At 50.3% G+C, this 17810-nt stretch carries 18 protein-coding genes, 3 tRNA genes and 1 pseudogene; 17 read left to right on the top strand and 5 right to left on the bottom strand.

Annotated features, from left to right (window positions below; genetic code table 11):
- Positions 1–45: 45 nt before the first annotated feature.
- The 3 genes from fliT to fliD are packed head-to-tail and all read right to left on the bottom strand — an operon-like array spanning position 46 to position 2239.
- Positions 46–414, bottom strand: coding sequence for a flagella biosynthesis regulatory protein FliT (fliT, locus tag ACLJZ5_RS03590; RefSeq protein WP_000204899.1), 369 nt, complete (start codon positions 412–414; stop codon positions 46–48).
- Positions 414–821, bottom strand: a complete 408-nt coding sequence (fliS, locus tag ACLJZ5_RS03585) for a flagellar export chaperone FliS (RefSeq protein WP_000287764.1) — start codon at positions 819–821, stop codon at positions 414–416. Before fliS ends, fliT begins: the two co-directional genes overlap by 1 nt.
- 14 nt (positions 822–835) lie before the next feature.
- The gene (gene fliD / locus ACLJZ5_RS03580) at positions 836–2239 is read right to left on the bottom strand and encodes a flagellar filament capping protein FliD (protein WP_000146802.1); all 1404 of its coding nucleotides are present in this window, start codon (positions 2237–2239) and stop codon (positions 836–838) included.
- A gap of 256 nt (positions 2240–2495) precedes the next feature.
- Between fliD and ACLJZ5_RS03575 the strand changes: the two genes are divergently transcribed.
- The 9 genes from ACLJZ5_RS03575 to sdiA all read left to right on the top strand — a co-directional run bounded on the left by ACLJZ5_RS03575 (position 2496) and on the right by sdiA (position 11266).
- A complete protein-coding gene (locus ACLJZ5_RS03575; RefSeq protein ID WP_000079808.1) occupies positions 2496–3977 on the top strand; it encodes a FliC/FljB family flagellin in 1482 nt (493 codons plus the stop codon).
- A gap of 78 nt (positions 3978–4055) precedes the next feature.
- The gene (gene fliB, locus ACLJZ5_RS03570; RefSeq protein ID WP_024797590.1) at positions 4056–5261 is read left to right on the top strand and encodes a flagellin lysine-N-methylase; all 1206 of its coding nucleotides are present in this window, start codon (positions 4056–4058) and stop codon (positions 5259–5261) included.
- Between the two features lie 196 nt (positions 5262–5457).
- Entirely contained in the window at positions 5458–6177 is a 720-nt protein-coding gene (locus ACLJZ5_RS03565; protein ID WP_001087453.1) for an RNA polymerase sigma factor FliA, read from the top strand.
- A 58-nt stretch (positions 6178–6235) separates the two neighbouring features.
- A complete protein-coding gene (fliZ, locus tag ACLJZ5_RS03560; protein ID WP_000218080.1) occupies positions 6236–6787 on the top strand; it encodes a flagella biosynthesis regulatory protein FliZ in 552 nt (183 codons plus the stop codon).
- 146 nt (positions 6788–6933) lie between these two features.
- Entirely contained in the window at positions 6934–7734 is an 801-nt protein-coding gene (gene tcyJ, locus ACLJZ5_RS03555; protein WP_024797589.1) for a cystine ABC transporter substrate-binding protein, read from the top strand.
- Positions 7735–7887: 153 nt separating this feature from the next.
- Positions 7888–8874: a D-cysteine desulfhydrase gene (gene dcyD, locus ACLJZ5_RS03550; protein WP_001128188.1), complete on the top strand. Its 987-nt coding sequence runs from the start codon at positions 7888–7890 to the stop codon at positions 8872–8874.
- Positions 8875–8894: 20 nt separating this feature from the next.
- Positions 8895–9563 carry a cystine ABC transporter permease gene (gene tcyL, locus ACLJZ5_RS03545; RefSeq protein WP_024797588.1) on the top strand — a complete coding sequence of 223 codons (669 nt, stop codon included), beginning with the start codon at positions 8895–8897 and terminating at the stop codon, positions 9561–9563.
- A complete protein-coding gene (tcyN, locus tag ACLJZ5_RS03540; protein WP_001273033.1) occupies positions 9560–10312 on the top strand; it encodes an L-cystine ABC transporter ATP-binding protein TcyN in 753 nt (250 codons plus the stop codon). Before tcyL ends, tcyN begins: the two co-directional genes overlap by 4 nt.
- A gap of 231 nt (positions 10313–10543) precedes the next feature.
- On the top strand, positions 10544–11266 hold the full coding sequence (gene sdiA, locus ACLJZ5_RS03535) for a transcriptional regulator SdiA (protein ID WP_001157167.1): 723 nt from the start codon (positions 10544–10546) through the stop codon (positions 11264–11266).
- 66 nt (positions 11267–11332) lie between these two features.
- Here sdiA and ACLJZ5_RS03530 read toward each other — a convergent pair whose 3' ends face one another.
- Together ACLJZ5_RS03530 and ACLJZ5_RS03525 are read right to left on the bottom strand one after the other, a co-directional pair.
- The gene (locus ACLJZ5_RS03530; protein WP_000106483.1) at positions 11333–11557 is read right to left on the bottom strand and encodes a DUF2594 family protein; all 225 of its coding nucleotides are present in this window, start codon (positions 11555–11557) and stop codon (positions 11333–11335) included.
- A complete protein-coding gene (locus tag ACLJZ5_RS03525) occupies positions 11554–11709 on the bottom strand; it encodes a hypothetical protein (RefSeq protein WP_000546186.1) in 156 nt (51 codons plus the stop codon). Before ACLJZ5_RS03525 ends, ACLJZ5_RS03530 begins: the two co-directional genes overlap by 4 nt.
- Positions 11710–12020: 311 nt before the next feature.
- Between ACLJZ5_RS03525 and uvrY the strand changes: the two genes are divergently transcribed.
- From uvrY to ACLJZ5_RS03485, 8 genes and pseudogenes are all read left to right on the top strand, one after another.
- Positions 12021–12677 carry a UvrY/SirA/GacA family response regulator transcription factor gene (gene uvrY / locus ACLJZ5_RS03520; RefSeq protein ID WP_000611323.1) on the top strand — a complete coding sequence of 219 codons (657 nt, stop codon included), beginning with the start codon at positions 12021–12023 and terminating at the stop codon, positions 12675–12677.
- A complete protein-coding gene (gene uvrC / locus ACLJZ5_RS03515) occupies positions 12674–14506 on the top strand; it encodes an excinuclease ABC subunit UvrC (RefSeq protein WP_001289464.1) in 1833 nt (610 codons plus the stop codon). Before uvrY ends, uvrC begins: the two co-directional genes overlap by 4 nt.
- A 56-nt stretch (positions 14507–14562) precedes the next feature.
- On the top strand, positions 14563–15111 hold the full coding sequence (gene pgsA, locus ACLJZ5_RS03510) for a CDP-diacylglycerol--glycerol-3-phosphate 3-phosphatidyltransferase (protein ID WP_001160192.1): 549 nt from the start codon (positions 14563–14565) through the stop codon (positions 15109–15111).
- 151 nt (positions 15112–15262) lie between these two features.
- Positions 15263–15338: transfer RNA gene (locus ACLJZ5_RS03505), tRNA-Gly, on the top strand.
- Between the two features lie 52 nt (positions 15339–15390).
- A tRNA-Cys gene (locus tag ACLJZ5_RS03500) sits at positions 15391–15464 on the top strand.
- Positions 15465–15475: 11 nt separating this feature from the next.
- Positions 15476–15562: transfer RNA gene (locus ACLJZ5_RS03495), tRNA-Leu, on the top strand.
- A 249-nt stretch (positions 15563–15811) separates the two neighbouring features.
- A pseudogene (locus ACLJZ5_RS03490) lies at positions 15812–16143 on the top strand (hypothetical protein).
- 214 nt (positions 16144–16357) lie between these two features.
- Entirely contained in the window at positions 16358–17797 is a 1440-nt protein-coding gene (locus ACLJZ5_RS03485) for an SH3 domain-containing C40 family peptidase (RefSeq protein WP_077914076.1), read from the top strand.
- The last annotated feature ends 13 nt before the right edge of the window (positions 17798–17810 follow it).

Below are 17810 nucleotides of genomic sequence, written 5' to 3'. Positions count from 1 at the left end.
CGACCTCTGGAGTATGGAAGAATTTTCATACGAGACGGGAAAATATTATGAGGCGCCAGGCGCGTCTGGCACGAGTAACATACCGGAGAGACGGCCATAAGCGTTGTTGAGTGATTTTTGGCGGGTGGATTGTCCGATCAAACTACTGAGTTCATCCAGTCGCTGTTGCAGCAGCCCTTTCAGGAGCTGCTCATTATCCAGCGTTTGTTTGATGTATCCGGCGACCATATCCTGAATACTTCGCGTAATGCCCGGTGGAGTTTGCTTTTCCATCACCGTTTCAATACTTTGCAGATAGGAGACCTCTTGTTGCAGTAAGAGATCCCATTCACCTCGCTGCGCAAGTTCAAGCAGCGATTGACTGAGCAGCGCAATACGCTGCCAACGGTTGATAAACTCCACGGTTGAGGTCATTAACGAGACTCCTGGAAAGATGCTTTCGGTGAAATCTGTTTCCAGGCTTCTGCAATATTGCTGAGTAACCCTTCCACTTCTTCGATGGCCTGAGCGTCGTTACGCAAATTAGCCTGCAGTAAACGGCGAATCATATAGTCGTATAGCTCGGAAAGATTCGTCGCAATCTCACCGCCTTTTTCCTGATCGAGGCCGGCTTTCAGCCCGTTATCGATAATATTAATGGCTTTGCTTAACGCTTCACCTTTCGCGACAACATCGCCTTGTTCTAAAAACAGGCGAGCGCGCACCAGAGCGCTATTCGCGCCATCAAACAACATTTCAATCAACTGATGCGGGCTGGCGCTCATCACGGCGCTTTCCACGCTGACTTGCGCATAAGCTTTGATACCGCTCGCGGTGTACATGGTGACCTCTGTTATCAGGACTTGTTCATAGCTGTAAATTGCTGGGTCAAATAACTACTGGTGTTATTCAGCTTACTCATCATGGTATCCAGTTGGGTAAACTGGGCCTTGTAACGGGCAACGGTTTCATCGATGCTGTTGCTAACGGACAGGTACTGTTTCGTCAGGCTTTTCAGCGTGGCGTTAACGTTGTCCTGCGCATTATCAATAATGCCGTCATCCGCCAAATAACTTTTCACTTCGGTGGCAATTTTGGTGGTGATCCCCGTTTCTTTACCATCGCCCACCAGCAGCTCACGCGCTGCGGCTGTGTTATCTTTCAGTACTTTGGTCAGCTTATCATCATCAATCTTCAGTTTGCCGGAAGTCCCATCCTGAGTGATGCCAATTTCCGCCATTGTTTTGAACGCAGAATTACTGCCGCTATTGGCAAATTGTGCCCGAATCCCGGTCTGGATAGTACGAACCACACTATCGCCTAACAGCGCGCCGTTTTTATCGCTGGCTTCTTCGCCCGGCTCAACGGCGGTATATTTGGTTAACGAGCTAAAGGTATCCACCAGCGAGTTATAGGCATCCACCCAGGATTTAATCGCCTCTTTCGCCTTGGTATCATCTTTCGTTACCGTCACGGTCGCGTCGGTCACTTTCTTCGTCAGGGTGAGCGTAATTCCCTGAGGGGCGTCGGTTACGGTATTGCTCTGACGCTCAATGTCGATGCCGTTTACGTTCAGCTTCGCGTTTTCTGCTTTCACCAGCTCTTGCATATTGCCGGTATTGGTGGTGCTGTCATAAGCGAGTAAATCGTTAAGTTTTGTATCGCCTTCCACCGTGATCTTCATCGTATTGTCGGTACCGCTATTGGCGGTAAGCACCAACTGGAATTCGTTCTCTTTGACCTTAACGATACTGGCGGCGATACCGCTGTCGGCGTCATTGATGGCGTCACGGATCGCCTCCATGGAGGTGTCGCCTTTATCCAGCTTAATTTCCAGCGGCTCTTTACGTCCCGGCTGTTCAATTTTAATTGTCCGGGACGTGACCGACGTATCGCCCAACTGCTCTTTGGTGGTCGCGAAGGTGGTTTTTGTCGCCAGCGACTGTGCGGCGGCAAGCTGGGTTACGTTAATCTTATAAGTCCCTGCGGCAGCGCCAGCGGTAGTACTGACTTTGAGATCTTCAGTGGTGCTGGACGCCACGGTAGACTTAAATAAATCCGCTTTATTTAACGCGGTATTTGCCGTCTGGAATTTTTCTAATGCGCTTTTCAATGTGCCATAGGCGGTTAGCTTTGCCGAATTCGCGCTCTGCTGTTTGGTAATTGGCGTTAAGCGTCCTTTTTCGTTCTTTGTCAGGTCTGTCAACAACTGGTCTAACGGTAAGTTTGATCCCACACCTAATGATGAAATTGAAGCCATGCCTTCTTCCTTTTTGATTGCAAACAGTAGTTAAGCGCGTTATCGGCAATCTGGAGGCAAAGTTTAATGATAATTTTGCAAAAATAATGCGCGGAATAATGATGCATAAAGCGGCTATTTCGCCGCCTAAGAAAAAGATCGGGGGAAGTGAAAAATTTTCTAAAGTTCGAAATTCAGGTGCCGATACAAGGGTTACGGTGAGAAACCGTGGGCAACAGCCCAATAACATCAAGTTGTAATTGATAAGGAAAAGATCATGGCACAAGTCATTAATACAAACAGCCTGTCGCTGTTGACCCAGAATAACCTGAACAAATCCCAGTCCGCTCTGGGCACCGCTATCGAGCGTCTGTCTTCTGGTCTGCGTATCAACAGCGCGAAAGACGATGCGGCAGGTCAGGCGATTGCTAACCGTTTCACCGCGAACATCAAAGGTCTGACTCAGGCTTCCCGTAACGCTAACGACGGTATCTCCATTGCGCAGACCACTGAAGGCGCGCTGAACGAAATCAACAACAACCTGCAGCGTGTGCGTGAACTGGCGGTTCAGTCTGCTAACAGCACCAACTCCCAGTCTGACCTCGACTCCATCCAGGCTGAAATCACCCAGCGTCTGAACGAAATCGACCGTGTATCCGGCCAGACTCAGTTCAACGGCGTGAAAGTCCTGGCGCAGGACAACACCCTGACCATCCAGGTTGGTGCCAACGACGGTGAAACTATCGATATCGATCTGAAGCAGATCAACTCTCAGACCCTGGGTCTGGATACGCTGAATGTGCAACAAAAATATAAGGTCAGCGATACGGCTGCAACTGTTACTGGCTATACAGATTCTGCTACTGCTATTGACAAATCTACGTTTGCTGCATCAGCAACTACCTTAGGTGGTACTCCTGCTATTACTGGTGATCTGAAGTTTGATGATACTACTGGAAAATATTACGCTGATGTTTCAGGTACTACGGCTAAAGATGGTGTTTATGAAGTAACAGTTGCAGCTGATGGAAAAGTCACTTTAACTGGCACACCAACAGGACCAATTACTGCTGGCTTCCCTTCAACTGCAACAAAAGATGTTAAACAAACTCAGCAAGAAAACGCTGATTTGACAGAGGCCAAAGCCGCATTGACAGCAGCGGGTGTTGCAGCGGCTGGCACAGCATCTGTTGTTAAGATGTCTTATACTGATAATAACGGTAAAACTATTGATGGTGGTTTAGCAGTTAAGGTAGGCGATGATTACTATTCTGCAACTCAAAATAAAGATGGTTCCATAAGTATTAATACTACGAAATACACTGCAGATGACGGTACATCCAAAACTGCACTAAACAAACTGGGTGGCGCAGACGGCAAAACCGAAGTTGTTTCTATTGGTGGTAAAACTTACGCTGCAAGTAAAGCCGAAGGTCACAACTTTAAAGCACAGCCTGATCTGGCGGAAGCGGCTGCTACAACCACCGAAAACCCGCTGCAGAAAATTGATGCTGCTTTGGCACAGGTTGACACGTTACGTTCTGACCTGGGTGCGGTACAGAACCGTTTCAACTCCGCTATTACCAACCTGGGCAACACCGTAAACAACCTGACTTCTGCCCGTAGCCGTATCGAAGATTCCGACTACGCGACCGAGGTTTCCAACATGTCTCGCGCGCAGATTCTGCAGCAGGCCGGTACCTCCGTTCTGGCGCAGGCTAACCAGGTTCCGCAAAACGTCCTCTCTTTACTGCGTTAATCCGGCGATTGATTCACCGACACGTGGTACACAATCAAGGCAGCGAAAGCTGCCTTTTTTAATTCCGGAGCCTGTGTAATGAAAGAAATCACCGTCACTGAACCTGCCTTTGTCACCCGCTTTTCCTGTTCTGGCTCGGCCTGTCGCGACCACTGTTGTAAGGGCTGGAAAATCACGCTGGATAAGACGACGGTTAAAAAGTATCTCGCCAGTAAAGACGCGACGATTCGTACCATCGCGCAAGACCATATTATCCTGCTGAAAAAGAACAACAGCCACTGGGGCGAAATTAAGCTGCCTTCGGCGCTGGGGAATTGCCCTTATCTGGATGAGGACCGTCTGTGCCGGGTACAAAAAACGTTAGGCGCAAAGGCATTAAGTCATACCTGTTCCTCTTTCCCGCGGGCGCATCATACCTACAAAAATGAGGTACGTAACTCCCTGAGTCTTGCCTGCCCGGAGGTGACGTCCCGCATTTTAAACGATCCTGACGCGATGGCGCTCGGCGAAAAAACAATCATTCAGCAGACATTCAATACTGCGCCGTTATTCCCAGCGCAGCAAAAGTTACTCAATCTGTTTTGCCTGAGTCTGATCAACCATGCCAACAGCAGTACGGAAGCCGCGCTCTATGCGTTAATAAAATTTGTCATGTATACGCAGAAATTTGCCAAAATAGATGATGCCGCGCTGGGCGAACTGGAACAGGTGTATGCCGCGTTACTTGAGCAGTTGCAGACCGGCGTGCTGGCGCAGGAATTGATGAATATCGCGCCGGACAGCAAGGTAAAAACCTCGCTGGTATTGCAGATGCAGGACTATTTCCGCTCGCTCCCGCTTAGTCGTGGCAGTGTTATCCTCGATCACTACATCCAGTGCCTTCTGCGGGTGCTGACGGCGGAAGAGGGCGTTTCAATGGAGCAGAAGGTGAGCGATATTGAGTCCTCATTAGCGCGCTGTCTACAGGCGGATGAGCAGCAGAAGAACTGGGCTTTCAGAAATTTAATTCTCTATAAAATTTGGGAAAATAATTTCCCCAACCAGCCGAATGTCGACCCGTTACGCGCGCTGTATATTATCGTGGCGGAATATGCCTTTATTAAGCTATTAACGGCAGCCTGCGTGCATGAGCGCGGGCGGCTTGAGTGGGATGACGTTACTAATATTGTGTATAGTTTTCACTCCCGCAGCCAGCATAACAGCGAGGTGGCGAAGAATTTTCATCGCCATATAGAAACGGTGCGTACTGGCGACGATCTGTCGATGATTCATCTTCTGACATAGTTTTGTTCGGGGTGGGCTTTTGCGCATCCCGTTTATCCTATCTGGCTGATTTTATTCTGCTCTTTGAGCCGCTAAAAAGGCGCTACAGGTTACATAAGTGAAATAACCCTTCTTTTATAGCCTTATTCCTTCGATAGAACCCTCTGTAGAAACGGATAATCATGCCGATAACTCATTTAACGCAGGGCTGTTTATCGTGAATTCACTGTATACCGCTGAAGGTGTAATGGATAAACACTCGCTGTGGCAGCGTTATGTACCGCTGGTGCGTCACGAAGCATTGCGCCTGCAGGTGCGATTGCCGGCGAGCGTGGAACTGGACGATCTGCTACAAGCGGGCGGCATCGGGTTATTAAATGCGGTCGACCGATATGACGCTTTGCAAGGAACGGCATTTACCACTTACGCAGTGCAGCGTATTCGTGGGGCGATGCTGGATGAATTACGCAGCCGCGATTGGGTGCCGCGTAGCGTCCGGCGTAATGCCCGCGAAGTGGCGCAGGCGATGGGACAACTGGAGCAGGAACTGGGGCGTAATGCGACGGAAACCGAAGTGGCGGAACGTCTTGGCATCCCTGTTGCGGAGTATCGTCAGATGTTGCTCGATACCAACAACAGCCAACTTTTCTCTTACGATGAGTGGCGGGAAGAGCATGGCGATAGCATCGAACTGGTGACTGAAGAACATCAACAGGAAAACCCGTTACATCAACTGCTGGAGGGCGACCTGCGACAGCGGGTAATGGACGCGATTGAATCGCTGCCGGAACGCGAGCAACTGGTGTTAACGCTGTATTACCAGGAAGAGCTCAACCTCAAAGAGATTGGCGCGGTACTGGAAGTCGGCGAATCGCGGGTCAGCCAGTTGCATAGTCAGGCCATCAAACGATTACGCACCAAACTGGGTAAGTTATAGGTCGCGCATGGTCGCACCCGAAAAGTGCCGCACAACGTATAGACTACCAGGAGTTCTCATGACGGTGCAGCAACCTAAAAGGCGGCCCTTGAGCCGCTATCTTAAAGACTTTAAACACAGCCAGACGCATTGCGCGCATTGTCACAAACTGCTCGACCGCATTACGCTGGTTCGCCGTGGCAAGATCGTTAATAAAATCGCTATTTCACAGCTGGATATGCTACTTGACGACGCTGCCTGGCAGCGGGAGCAGAAGGAGTGGGTGGCGCTGTGTCGCTTTTGCGGCGATTTGCACTGCAAAAAGCAGAGTGATTTTTTCGATATTATCGGTTTCAAACAGTATTTGTTTGAACAAACCGAGATGAGTCATGGCACGGTGCGGGAATATGTCGTGCGTTTACGACGTCTTGGCAATTACCTCAGCGAGCAAAACATTTCCCACGATCTGCTGCAGGACGGTTTTCTCGATGAAAGCCTGGCGCCATGGTTGCCGGAAACCAGCACCAATAATTACCGTATCGCACTACGTAAATACCAGCAATATAAAGCGCATCAGCAGATTGCGCCCAGACAGAAATCCCCCTTTACCGCCAGTTCTGATATATATTAAAAAAGCATAAGATGTAGCAGAGTCGTGTTGGTGAAACGTGGCAAACCTTCTACATTAGGCTGAGTCCCCCAAAGGTTCGCGAGACGTGACGATGCGCCATGGCGGGACACAGTCTATGGTCATTAACGGCAATATTCGGGGTTACTATGAAATTAGCACTGCTGGGACGTCAGGCACTGATGGGAGTAATGGCTGTAGCGCTGGTGGCGGGAATGAGCGCGAAGAGCTTTGCCGATGAGGGTTTGCTGAACAAAGTTAAAGAACGCGGCACGCTGCTGGTAGGGCTGGAAGGTACCTATCCGCCGTTTAGCTTTCAGGGCGAAGACGGCAAATTAACCGGTTTTGAAGTCGATTTCGCCGAGGCGTTGGCAAAACATCTGGGCGTTAAAGCGTCGTTGAAGCCGACCAAATGGGACGGAATACTGGCGTCGCTGGACGCTAAACGCATTGATGTAGTGATAAACCAGGTCACGATTTCAGACGTCCGCAAGAAAAAATATGATTTCTCTACGCCTTATACTGTCTCCGGCGTTCAGGCGCTGGTGAAAAAAGGCAATGAAGGCACGATCAAAACGGCGGCCGATCTGCAGGGCAAAACAGTCGGCGTTGGGCTGGGGACTAACTATGAAGAGTGGCTACGTCAACATGTGCAGGGCGTGGATATCCGTACCTATGACGATGATCCTACAAAATACCAGGATCTGCGCGTAGGCCGTATTGACGCGATTTTAGTCGATCGTCTGGCGGCGCTGGATCTGGTGAAAAAAACCAAAGGTACGCTGGCTGTCACCGGTGATGCGTTTTCGCGTCAGGAGTCCGGCGTTGCGTTACGTAAAGGCAACGAAGACTTGCTGAAGGCGGTAGATAACGCCATTGCGGAAATGCAAAAAGATGGCACCTTAAAAGCGCTCTCTGAAAAATGGTTTGGCGCTGACGTGACCCAATAATGCTCTACGTTGCCCGGCAGGCAGAGCGCCGCCGGGCAATATCAACCTCATACTATGTCAGCAAACGGAGGCGCGTGAATCGGCGCCTTTTTTATTTCCGTTGGATCAACGTGCATAATAAAAAGAACACACCACAACGTTACCGGAGGCTCAATGCCACTACATCACTTAACGCGCTTCCCTCGCCTGGAGCTTATCGGCGCGCCGACCCCGCTCGAATACCTGCCGCGATTGTCTGATTATCTTGGCCGTGAGATTTACATTAAGCGCGATGACGTTACGCCCATTGCAATGGGCGGCAATAAACTGCGCAAGCTGGAGTTTCTGGTGGCCGACGCGCTGCGAGAAGGGGCGGATACGCTGATAACCGCAGGGGCGATTCAGTCGAACCATGTCCGTCAGACGGCGGCGGTCGCGGCCAAATTGGGACTACATTGCGTCGCCTTGCTGGAAAATCCAATCGGTACCACCGCGGAAAATTACCTGACGAATGGTAATCGCCTGTTACTGGATTTATTTAATACGCAAATTGAGATGTGCGATGCGCTAACCGATCCGGATGCGCAGCTGCAAACGCTGGCGACGCGCATTGAAGCGCAAGGGTTCAGGCCCTATGTGATTCCGGTCGGCGGCTCCAGCGCGCTGGGCGCAATGGGATACGTAGAGAGCGCCCTGGAAATCGCCCAGCAGTGTGAAGAGGTCGTCGGGCTCTCTTCGGTGGTGGTGGCCTCCGGCAGCGCCGGAACGCACGCCGGGTTAGCTGTCGGGCTGGAACATCTGATGCCGGATGTCGAACTGATTGGCGTGACCGTTTCACGTTCTGTCGCCGAGCAGAAACCCAAAGTGATTGCCTTGCAGCAGGCTATTGCCGGTCAGCTGGCGCTGACGGCGACGGCGGATATCCATTTATGGGATGACTATTTTGCCCCGGGTTACGGCGTGCCAAATGACGCGGGGATGGAGGCGGTGAAACTGCTGGCGAGCCTGGAGGGGGTGCTGCTGGATCCGGTATATACCGGTAAAGCGATGGCGGGTCTGATAGACGGCATCAGCCAGAAACGCTTTAACGATGACGGGCCGATTCTCTTTATTCACACCGGTGGGGCGCCTGCGTTGTTTGCCTACCATCCTCATGTATAACCTCCAGGTAATCAACGCGAATGCAAGAAAGTATCCAACTGGTTATTGAATCGCTGCCGTATTTGCTTAAAGGCGCCGTCTTTACCCTGCAACTGAGTATTGGCGGTATGTTTTTTGGTCTGCTGCTGGGATTTGTGCTGGCGCTGATGCGGATGTCTCAGCTATGGCCGGTTCGCTGGCTGGCGCGCTTTTATATCTCGATTTTTCGCGGTACGCCGCTTATCGCCCAGTTATTTATGATCTATTACGGCCTGCCGCAATTTGGTATTGAGCTGGACCCTATCCCGGCGGCGATGATTGGTTTATCGCTCAATACCGCGGCTTACACATCCGAGACGCTGCGCGCGGCGATCTCGGCTATCGACAAGGGACAATGGGAAGCGGCGGCGAGCATTGGCATGACGCCGTGGCAAACGCTACGTCGCGCTATTTTGCCGCAGGCCGCTCGCGTCGCGCTTCCGCCGTTGAGCAACAGCTTTATCAGCCTGGTGAAAGATACGTCGCTCGCCGCGACGATTCAGGTGCCGGAGTTGTTCCGCCAGGCGCAGTTAATTACCTCGCGAACGCTGGAGGTGTTTACCATGTATCTGGCCGCGTCGTTAATCTACTGGGTAATGGCGACCGTCTTATCGGCACTGCAAAACTATTTTGAAAACCAGCTTAACCGCCAGGAGAGAGAGCCAAAATGAGTGCGATCGAAGTCACCAACCTGGTCAAAAAATTTCATGGTCAAACGGTGCTGCACGGTATCGACCTTGAGGTGAAGCCCGGAGAAGTCGTCGCCATTATCGGCCCGAGCGGCTCAGGGAAAACAACGTTATTACGCTGCATTAACCTGCTGGAACAACCGGAAGCGGGCACCATTAAAGTGGGCGATATTATCATCGATACCGCCCGCCCATTCAGCCAGCAAAAAGGGTTGATTCGCCAGCTACGTCAGCATGTCGGCTTTGTCTTTCAGAGTTTTAACCTGTTCCCGCATCGTACCGTGCTGGAAAATATCATTGAAGGTCCGGTGATTGTAAAGGGAGAGCCGAAAGCCGAGGCGACGGCGCTGGCGCGGGAACTGTTAGCCAAAGTCGGGTTGGCCGGTAAAGAGACCCGTTATCCGCGCCGCCTGTCGGGCGGGCAACAGCAGCGCGTGGCGATTGCGCGTGCGCTGGCGATGCGCCCGGAAGTGATACTGTTTGATGAGCCCACGTCGGCGCTTGATCCTGAATTAGTCGGCGAGGTGCTTAATACGATTCGCCAGCTGGCGCAGGAAAAGCGCACGATGGTGATCGTTACTCACGAAATGGGCTTTGCGCGTGACGTGGCTGACCGGGCAATATTTATGGATCAGGGGCAAATCGTCGAGCAGGGGCCGGCGAAAACCTTGTTCGCCGATCCTCAGCATCCGCGTACCCGCCAGTTCCTTGAGAAATTTTTAGTGAAATAATGCCTTTTCAACGCTCGCCCGAATTAGCCGCGCCTTGGGCGAGCGCAATGAATAATTATGAAGTCATTCTGCCAGATTATTAACCTCGCTCTCAGGCGGAAGCCAAAAAGTGTAATGCCGCTCAAGTATTCTACGTTTCGTCCGATATTTCTTATATATAAACACTATTTATGTGTTCATTTAAGTCATTCATAATAATGATTATCAATATCAAAGGCGTGACCATAAAATATGCAGGAAAATGATTTCTTCACCTGGCGACGCGCAATGTTGTTACGCTTTCAGGAGATGGCGGCAGCAGAGGATGTTTATACTGAATTGCAATATCAGACACAGCGGCTGGAATTTGATTATTATGCCCTGTGTGTTCGTCATCCCGTTCCCTTTACCCGGCCTAAAATATCGCTTCGTACCACTTATCCTCCGGCGTGGGTAACGCATTATCAGTCCGAAAACTATTTCGCGATCGATCCGGTATTAAAGCCGGAAAATTTCAGACAGGGTCATTTACATTGGGATGACGTGCTATTTCATGAAGCGCAGGCGATGTGGGATGCCGCCCAGCGTTTCGGATTACGCAGAGGCGTAACCCAGTGTGTGATGTTGCCGAACCGGGCGCTGGGCTTTTTATCTTTCTCTCGTAGCAGTTTACGCTGCTCCTCGTTTACCTACGATGAAGTGGAGCTGAGGTTGCAACTGCTGGCGCGGGAGAGTCTTTCGGCGCTGACAAGATTTGAAGACGACATGGTGATGGCGCCTGAGATGCGTTTCAGTAAACGTGAGAAAGAGATTCTGAAGTGGACGGCGGAAGGGAAGACCTCATCGGAGATCGCCATTATTCTGTCGATTTCTGAAAATACCGTTAACTTCCATCAGAAAAACATGCAGAAGAAATTCAATGCGCCAAATAAAACACAGATTGCCTGCTACGCTGCGGCGACAGGTCTGATATGACGTGCTGAGGATGCTTCGCGCCAGACGCGAAACCGGCTGAAAGCGATGCTAACAGCCGGTTTTTTACTACTGGCGGTAAGCCTGTTTAATTTGCTTAACCGTACTGGAAAATACCGCCGCTTGTGCTTCATCATCCATCTGCGCGATCTGTTTTTCCATTTTAAGAATCACGCGCCCTGCATCGGCCTGGCCCATCGCCTGCAGCATCAGCGTTAACATGGCTTTCAGGCAGTTGACTTCAGTAGCCAGTTCTTGATTATTCTCAGCGGTGGAAAAATCAGGCGTACTCATTTATTTTCCTCGTTATGTTTCAGTGAAAATGTGCGATAGCAGATGTTAAGGCGGCGGAGTATACCATAAGCTACGCTAAAAATAGCAGTGGTTGTTTTTTGATCAAAAAGCGGAGGGGTTACCCACAAAATAAACGTTGCCGCGTGATGCATATATTTTCTTCATTCTTTGTTTATTACGCGTATTTTACTCGTTAATTATTGTTACAAAGTTGATTCCCTAATTAGTGTTTAGACAGCGGAACGTGAAATTTTTGTCACCATTATGAAATAGCAGCCCGGGACAGCGCCGTCAGAAGGGGCTACAACGTTGGCAGTTGCCACACGACGTACAACATAATTTCCAAAAACGAGAGCAAAATCGAATACCCGGTGTTTTTTTACGTTTCAAAGTTGAGATAAAACCAGCTAATATAAGGGCGATTAACTATCAGTAGCGTTATCCCTATTCTGGAGATATTCCTTTGATCAACGTTCTTCTTGTTGATGACCACGAACTGGTGCGCGCAGGGATACGACGCATTCTTGAAGATATAAAGGGCATTAAAGTTGTCGGTGAAGCGTGCTGCGGAGAGGATGCGGTAAAATGGTGCCGTACTAACGCCGTTGACGTCGTGCTGATGGATATGAACATGCCCGGTATTGGCGGCCTTGAGGCGACGCGTAAAATTGCCCGCTCGACAGCGGATATCAAAGTGATCATGCTGACCGTCCATACGGAGAACCCGTTGCCCGCCAAAGTGATGCAGGCTGGCGCAGCTGGCTATCTCAGCAAAGGCGCTGCGCCTCAGGAGGTGGTGAGCGCTATTCGTTCGGTGTATTCCGGACAACGTTATATCGCCTCCGATATCGCTCAGCAGATGGCGCTCAGTCAGATCGAGCCTGCAAAAACGGAAACGCCGTTCGCCAGTTTGTCTGAACGCGAGTTGCAGATTATGCTGATGATCACCAAGGGTCAGAAGGTCAATGAGATTTCAGAACAGCTGAATCTCAGTCCTAAAACGGTGAACAGCTATCGCTATCGTATGTTCAGTAAATTAAACATTCATGGTGATGTTGAGCTGACTCACCTGGCAATCCGCCATGGCCTGTGTAATGCGGAGACGTTAACAAGCCAGTGAGTGAAATATTTGACGCAAAGGCGTTTTTGAAAACCGTTACCAGCCAACCCGGTGTCTATCGTATGTATGACGCCGGCGGTACGGTTATTTATGTCGGTAAAGCAAAAGACCTGAAAAAGCGTCTTTCCAGCTACTTTCGCAGCAACCTGGCTTCGCGTAAAACCGAAGCGCTAGTTGCGCAAATTCAACACATTGATGTCACGGTAACGCATACCGAAACGGAAGCGCTGCTGCTTGAGCATAATTACATCAAGTTGTATCAACCGCGTTACAACGTGTTGTTGCGTGATGATAAATCCTATCCTTTTATTTTTCTGAGCGGCGATACCCATCCGCGTCTGGCGATGCACCGTGGCGCCAAACATGCGAAAGGCGAGTACTTCGGCCCATTTCCTAATGGCTATGCCGTGCGGGAAACGCTGGCGCTGTTACAGAAAATTTTCCCTATCCGCCAGTGCGAAAACAGCGTATATCGCAACCGCTCGCGTCCTTGCCTGCAATATCAGATTGGCCGCTGTTTAGGCCCCTGCGTTGCAGGACTGGTCAGCGAGGAGGAGTATGCGCAACAGGTGGAGTATGTCCGGTTGTTTTTGTCCGGTAAGGACGACCAGGTCTTAACACAGCTGATTGCCCGGATGGAAAAGGCCAGCCAGGATCTGGCATTTGAAGAGGCGGCGCGTATTCGCGATCAGATCCAGGCGGTACGCCGGGTCACGGAAAAACAGTTTGTCTCCAATGCGGGCGACGATCTCGACGTTATCGGCGTGGCTTTTGATGCGGGTATGGCCTGTGTGCATGTGCTGTTTATTCGCCAGGGTAAGGTGCTGGGCAGCCGCAGCTATTTTCCAAAAGTACCTGGCGGTACGGAACTGGGCGAAGTGGTGGAAACCTTTGTCGGGCAGTTTTACCTGCAGGGTAGCCAGATGCGCACGCTACCGGGCGAGATACTGCTCGATTTTAATCTGAGTGATAAAACGCTGCTGGCCGATTCGTTGTCGGAACTTGCCGGACGGCGTATTCATGTCCAGACAAAACCGCGCGGCGATCGCGCCCGTTATCTCAAGCTGGCGCGGACCAACGCGGCAACGGCCTTAATCACTAAACTCTCGCAGCAGTCCACCATCACGCAGCGTTTGACTGCGCTGGCGGCGGTATTAAAACTTCCTGCGATCAAGCGGATGGAGTGTTTTGACATCAGCCATACCATGGGGGAGCAAACGGTCGCATCCTGTGTGGTATTTGACGCTAACGGGCCGTTACGCGCCGAGTATCGTCGTTATAATATCGCGGGCATCACGCCGGGTGATGACTACGCGGCGATGAATCAGGTGCTACGTCGGCGTTATGGCAAGGCCATAGAAGAAAGTAAGATTCCGGACGTTATTCTGATCGACGGCGGAAAAGGGCAGCTCGCCCAGGCGAAAGCCGTTTTCGCTGAGCTGGATGTCCCCTGGGATAAGCATCGCCCTTTGCTGCTCGGCGTCGCCAAAGGCGCGGACAGAAAGGCCGGTCTGGAAACACTCTTTTTTGAACCGGAAGGCGAGGGGTTTAGCCTGCCGCCGGACTCGCCGGCGCTGCATGTTATTCAGCATATTCGCGATGAGTCGCACGATCACGCGATCGGCGGGCACCGTAAAAAACGCGCGAAGGTTAAAAATACCAGTACGCTGGAAACTATTGAAGGCGTTGGGCCTAAACGTCGCCAGATGCTGCTGAAATATATGGGCGGTTTGCAAGGACTACGTAACGCCAGCGTAGAAGAAATTGCAAAAGTGCCGGGTATTTCGCAAGGTCTGGCAGAAAAGATCTTCTGGTCGTTGAAACATTGAGGCCACTGTAGCAACATAGGGGTAATTTCACTGACAACAGATAGTTACCCGTCACTATGCAATTTAATATCCCTACGTTGCTCACGCTGTTTCGCGTCATCCTGATTCCATTCTTTGTCGTGGTGTTTTATTTGCCGTTCGCCTGGGCGCCGATGGTCAGCGCGCTGATTTTCTGTATTGCTGCTATTACCGACTGGTTTGACGGCTTTCTGGCGCGACGCTGGAACCAGAGTACGCGTTTCGGCGCTTTCCTCGACCCCGTCGCCGACAAGGTGCTGGTGGCGATCGCCATGGTGCTGGTTACCGAGCATTATCATAGCTGGTGGGTGACGTTACCTGCGGCGACGATGATCGCCCGCGAAATTATTATCTCTGCTCTGCGTGAATGGATGGCGGAGCTGGGCAAACGCAGTAGTGTAGCGGTCTCCTGGATCGGTAAAGTCAAAACTACCGCGCAGATGGTGGCGCTGGCGTGGCTCTTGTGGCGTCCGAATATCTGGGTAGAGTATGCCGGGATCGCGCTTTTCTTTGTCGCAGCGGTGCTAACGTTGTGGTCCATGTTGCAATATTTGAGCGCTGCACGCGGAGATTTGCTTGATCAGTGATCGTTTCGCCGCAAATTTCAGCAAACGATCGTGAGTGACGAAAAATATCGTTGACTCAGTGCGTCAGGTAAGTAGAATGCAACGCATCGAACGGCAGCACTGATTGCCAGACGATAACAAAATCAAGTGATTAACAAAGTTGCTTGATACTGCGGGAATAGCTCAGTTGGTAGAGCACGACCTTGCCAAGGTCGGGGTCGCGAGTTCGAGTCTCGTTTCCCGCTCCAGTTTAAAAGCATTGGCGTAAAGCGAATGCTGGCTGAAAAGTCAAAAAAATTTGGCGCGTTAACAAAGCGGTTATGTAGCGGATTGCAAATCCGTCTAGTCCGGTTCGACTCCGGAACGCGCCTCCAATTTTTCCCGAGCCCGGATGGTGGAATCGGTAGACACAAGGGATTTAAAATCCCTCGGCGTTCGCGCTGTGCGGGTTCAAGTCCCGCTCCGGGTACCATGGGAAAGACAAGAATAATCAAAGCAATAAGCAGTGTCGTGAAACCACCTACGGGTGGTTTTTTTGTGCCTTCAGTTTGTATGCCGACCGCGAGCGTGAACTCTCAAGCGCGATACACAGTAAAAAACATCGGTAGCGGCATTTCTGCCAGTACAGCAGTTATGTGCTACCGACCCGCAAGAACTTATGCCCGGTAAATACTAAACGTCGGGTAAATCAGCCGATAAAATCCATTAATCTCTATAAAAAATGCTGATATGTTTTATGCCTGCTTTATAAAGTGAGTAGGTCTGCCAGTGAAATATACCGATAATGCAAAATTATTTATTAGCTTCATTAATATTGGGATTGTAGGTTGTGCTTTGCTACTTTTTTTTATTTTGTATGAGCCTGAGAGTGCAATCGTAACCTACTCTCTTCCCGGTGAGCTTTCCTCTTCGACATGTGATGCGCGTAATTTTATTGGCTACGTCGATGAAAATGACTTTGCAGAGTATATAAAAAAAGTAGAACTGACGCGCTACAGTATGTATTGTCTGAAAAAAACAGGGGCGGGCCAGTGGAGTATTTATGCAAATTAAACGAGTATAAAACTGTTCAGGGGGTGTTTTCTGCACAATTTAATTAAAGGTAGATAGCGAACTAATATTCATCACAAGGTAATGTGATCCGCTTCATGCTTTAATCACGTTTTGCAATATTGTCTTAATAACAGGTCAACTACAGATAATTTCGGGTTTTCGTGAATGGCGGTTTTGGTCAGTCTCTATATTATGCTTTCCCCGCTTTACGGAGATGATGATGCAAAAGAAAACCTGGGCCGTTTTATTGATACCATTGTGCCTCACCGCTTGCCACCAGACGACCAACCGATCAACAGCCAAAGATGAAATTCTCACAGGGAGCTATATTGACCCGACAAAAACACGCTTTCCGTTAGCGGATTATTCACAGTCGGTTGATAAATGGATACCTCCGGACTCGGCTGATTACACTATTCCGGTTATTGATAGTGCTACCCAACAACGCTACTTTAGCGCACTAAAATCTCATTATTTCGGAATGGACAGTGAAGCGCACTCGCCGTGGAATGGTTTTTATATTACCGCATTGCTGAAAAAAAACGCAGCACAGGCCCGGGATGCCAGTATTAAGCAGTTTCTTAGCGACGGCAGTGCTTATTGGGGGGAAAACTTCAGACTTTATACCTCTCGCTGGAAAGAGGAGGTTAGAGGGAATACGGATACGCAGATTGACAATATCTATCATGCCTCCCGGCGAGGCATTATGGTCAGGGAAAGTTTAGTCAGAGCGCTGCCAACGGACGACCCGCTCTTTAACGATCCCCGTCAGGCGGGCGAGGGGTACCCGTTTGATAATTTACAAATGTCTTCGCTGCGTCCCGGTACGCCGGTCTATACGCTGACGAAGAGCAAAGACCAACGCTGGCAATATGTCGTTTCACCAGCGGTAACTGGCTGGGTTCATAGTGAAGATATTGCCAGTACGGATCAGAAATTTATAACACAGTGGGTTTTGCTTGCTCATAAGCAACTGGGGGCATTTATCAACGCGCCGGTTTCTGTCCATGCCGCAGGCGTCTATTATTTCACCGGGCGACCGGGCACTATTTTACCGTTCCGACATCAACGGGCGGGCCAGTTCCTGATTGCGGCGCCAGTTCGCGGCAGCAACGGTCGCGCGTTTATCCATTGGGTCTGGCTAAGCGGTAACGAGTTTACGGCTATGCCGTGGAAAATGACGCCGGAAAATATCGCCGTGCTAATGAAAGCAATGCACGGCGCCCCCTACGGTTGGGGAAATTTTAACTTTTATAATGATTGTTCAGCCGAAGTCCGCAGCCTGTTAATGCCGTTTGGCATATTCCTGCCCAGACATTCATCCGCGCAGGTAGAGTCTGCTGGACGGGTGGTCGATCTTAGTCATAAAAATCCCCAAATGCGGATCGATTATCTCACCAGATACGGAAAGCCGTTTACTACGCTGGTCTATATTCCAGGGCATATTATGCTGTATATCGGTAACACAACCATGAATGGGCAGGTCGTGCCGATGACTTATCAGAATATCTGGGGATTGCGCCCAAACCATGCTAATAGCCGGAGCATTATCGGTGAGGCAGTATTTTTGCCGTTACTGCGTTTTTATCCTGAAAATCCTGAGCTGATATCGCTGGCTGGTAAGGTTCTGTTTAAGCTTGGTTATATAGAATAGGTTGACAAACTGT

The sequence above is a fragment of the Salmonella sp. 5800 genome (assembly GCF_046558195.1).
GTDB classification, from domain to species: Bacteria; Pseudomonadota; Gammaproteobacteria; order Enterobacterales; family Enterobacteriaceae; genus Salmonella; species Salmonella enterica.
The sequence above is the reverse complement of the archived record's forward strand: the minus strand, read 5'-3'. Positions and strand labels throughout refer to the sequence as shown.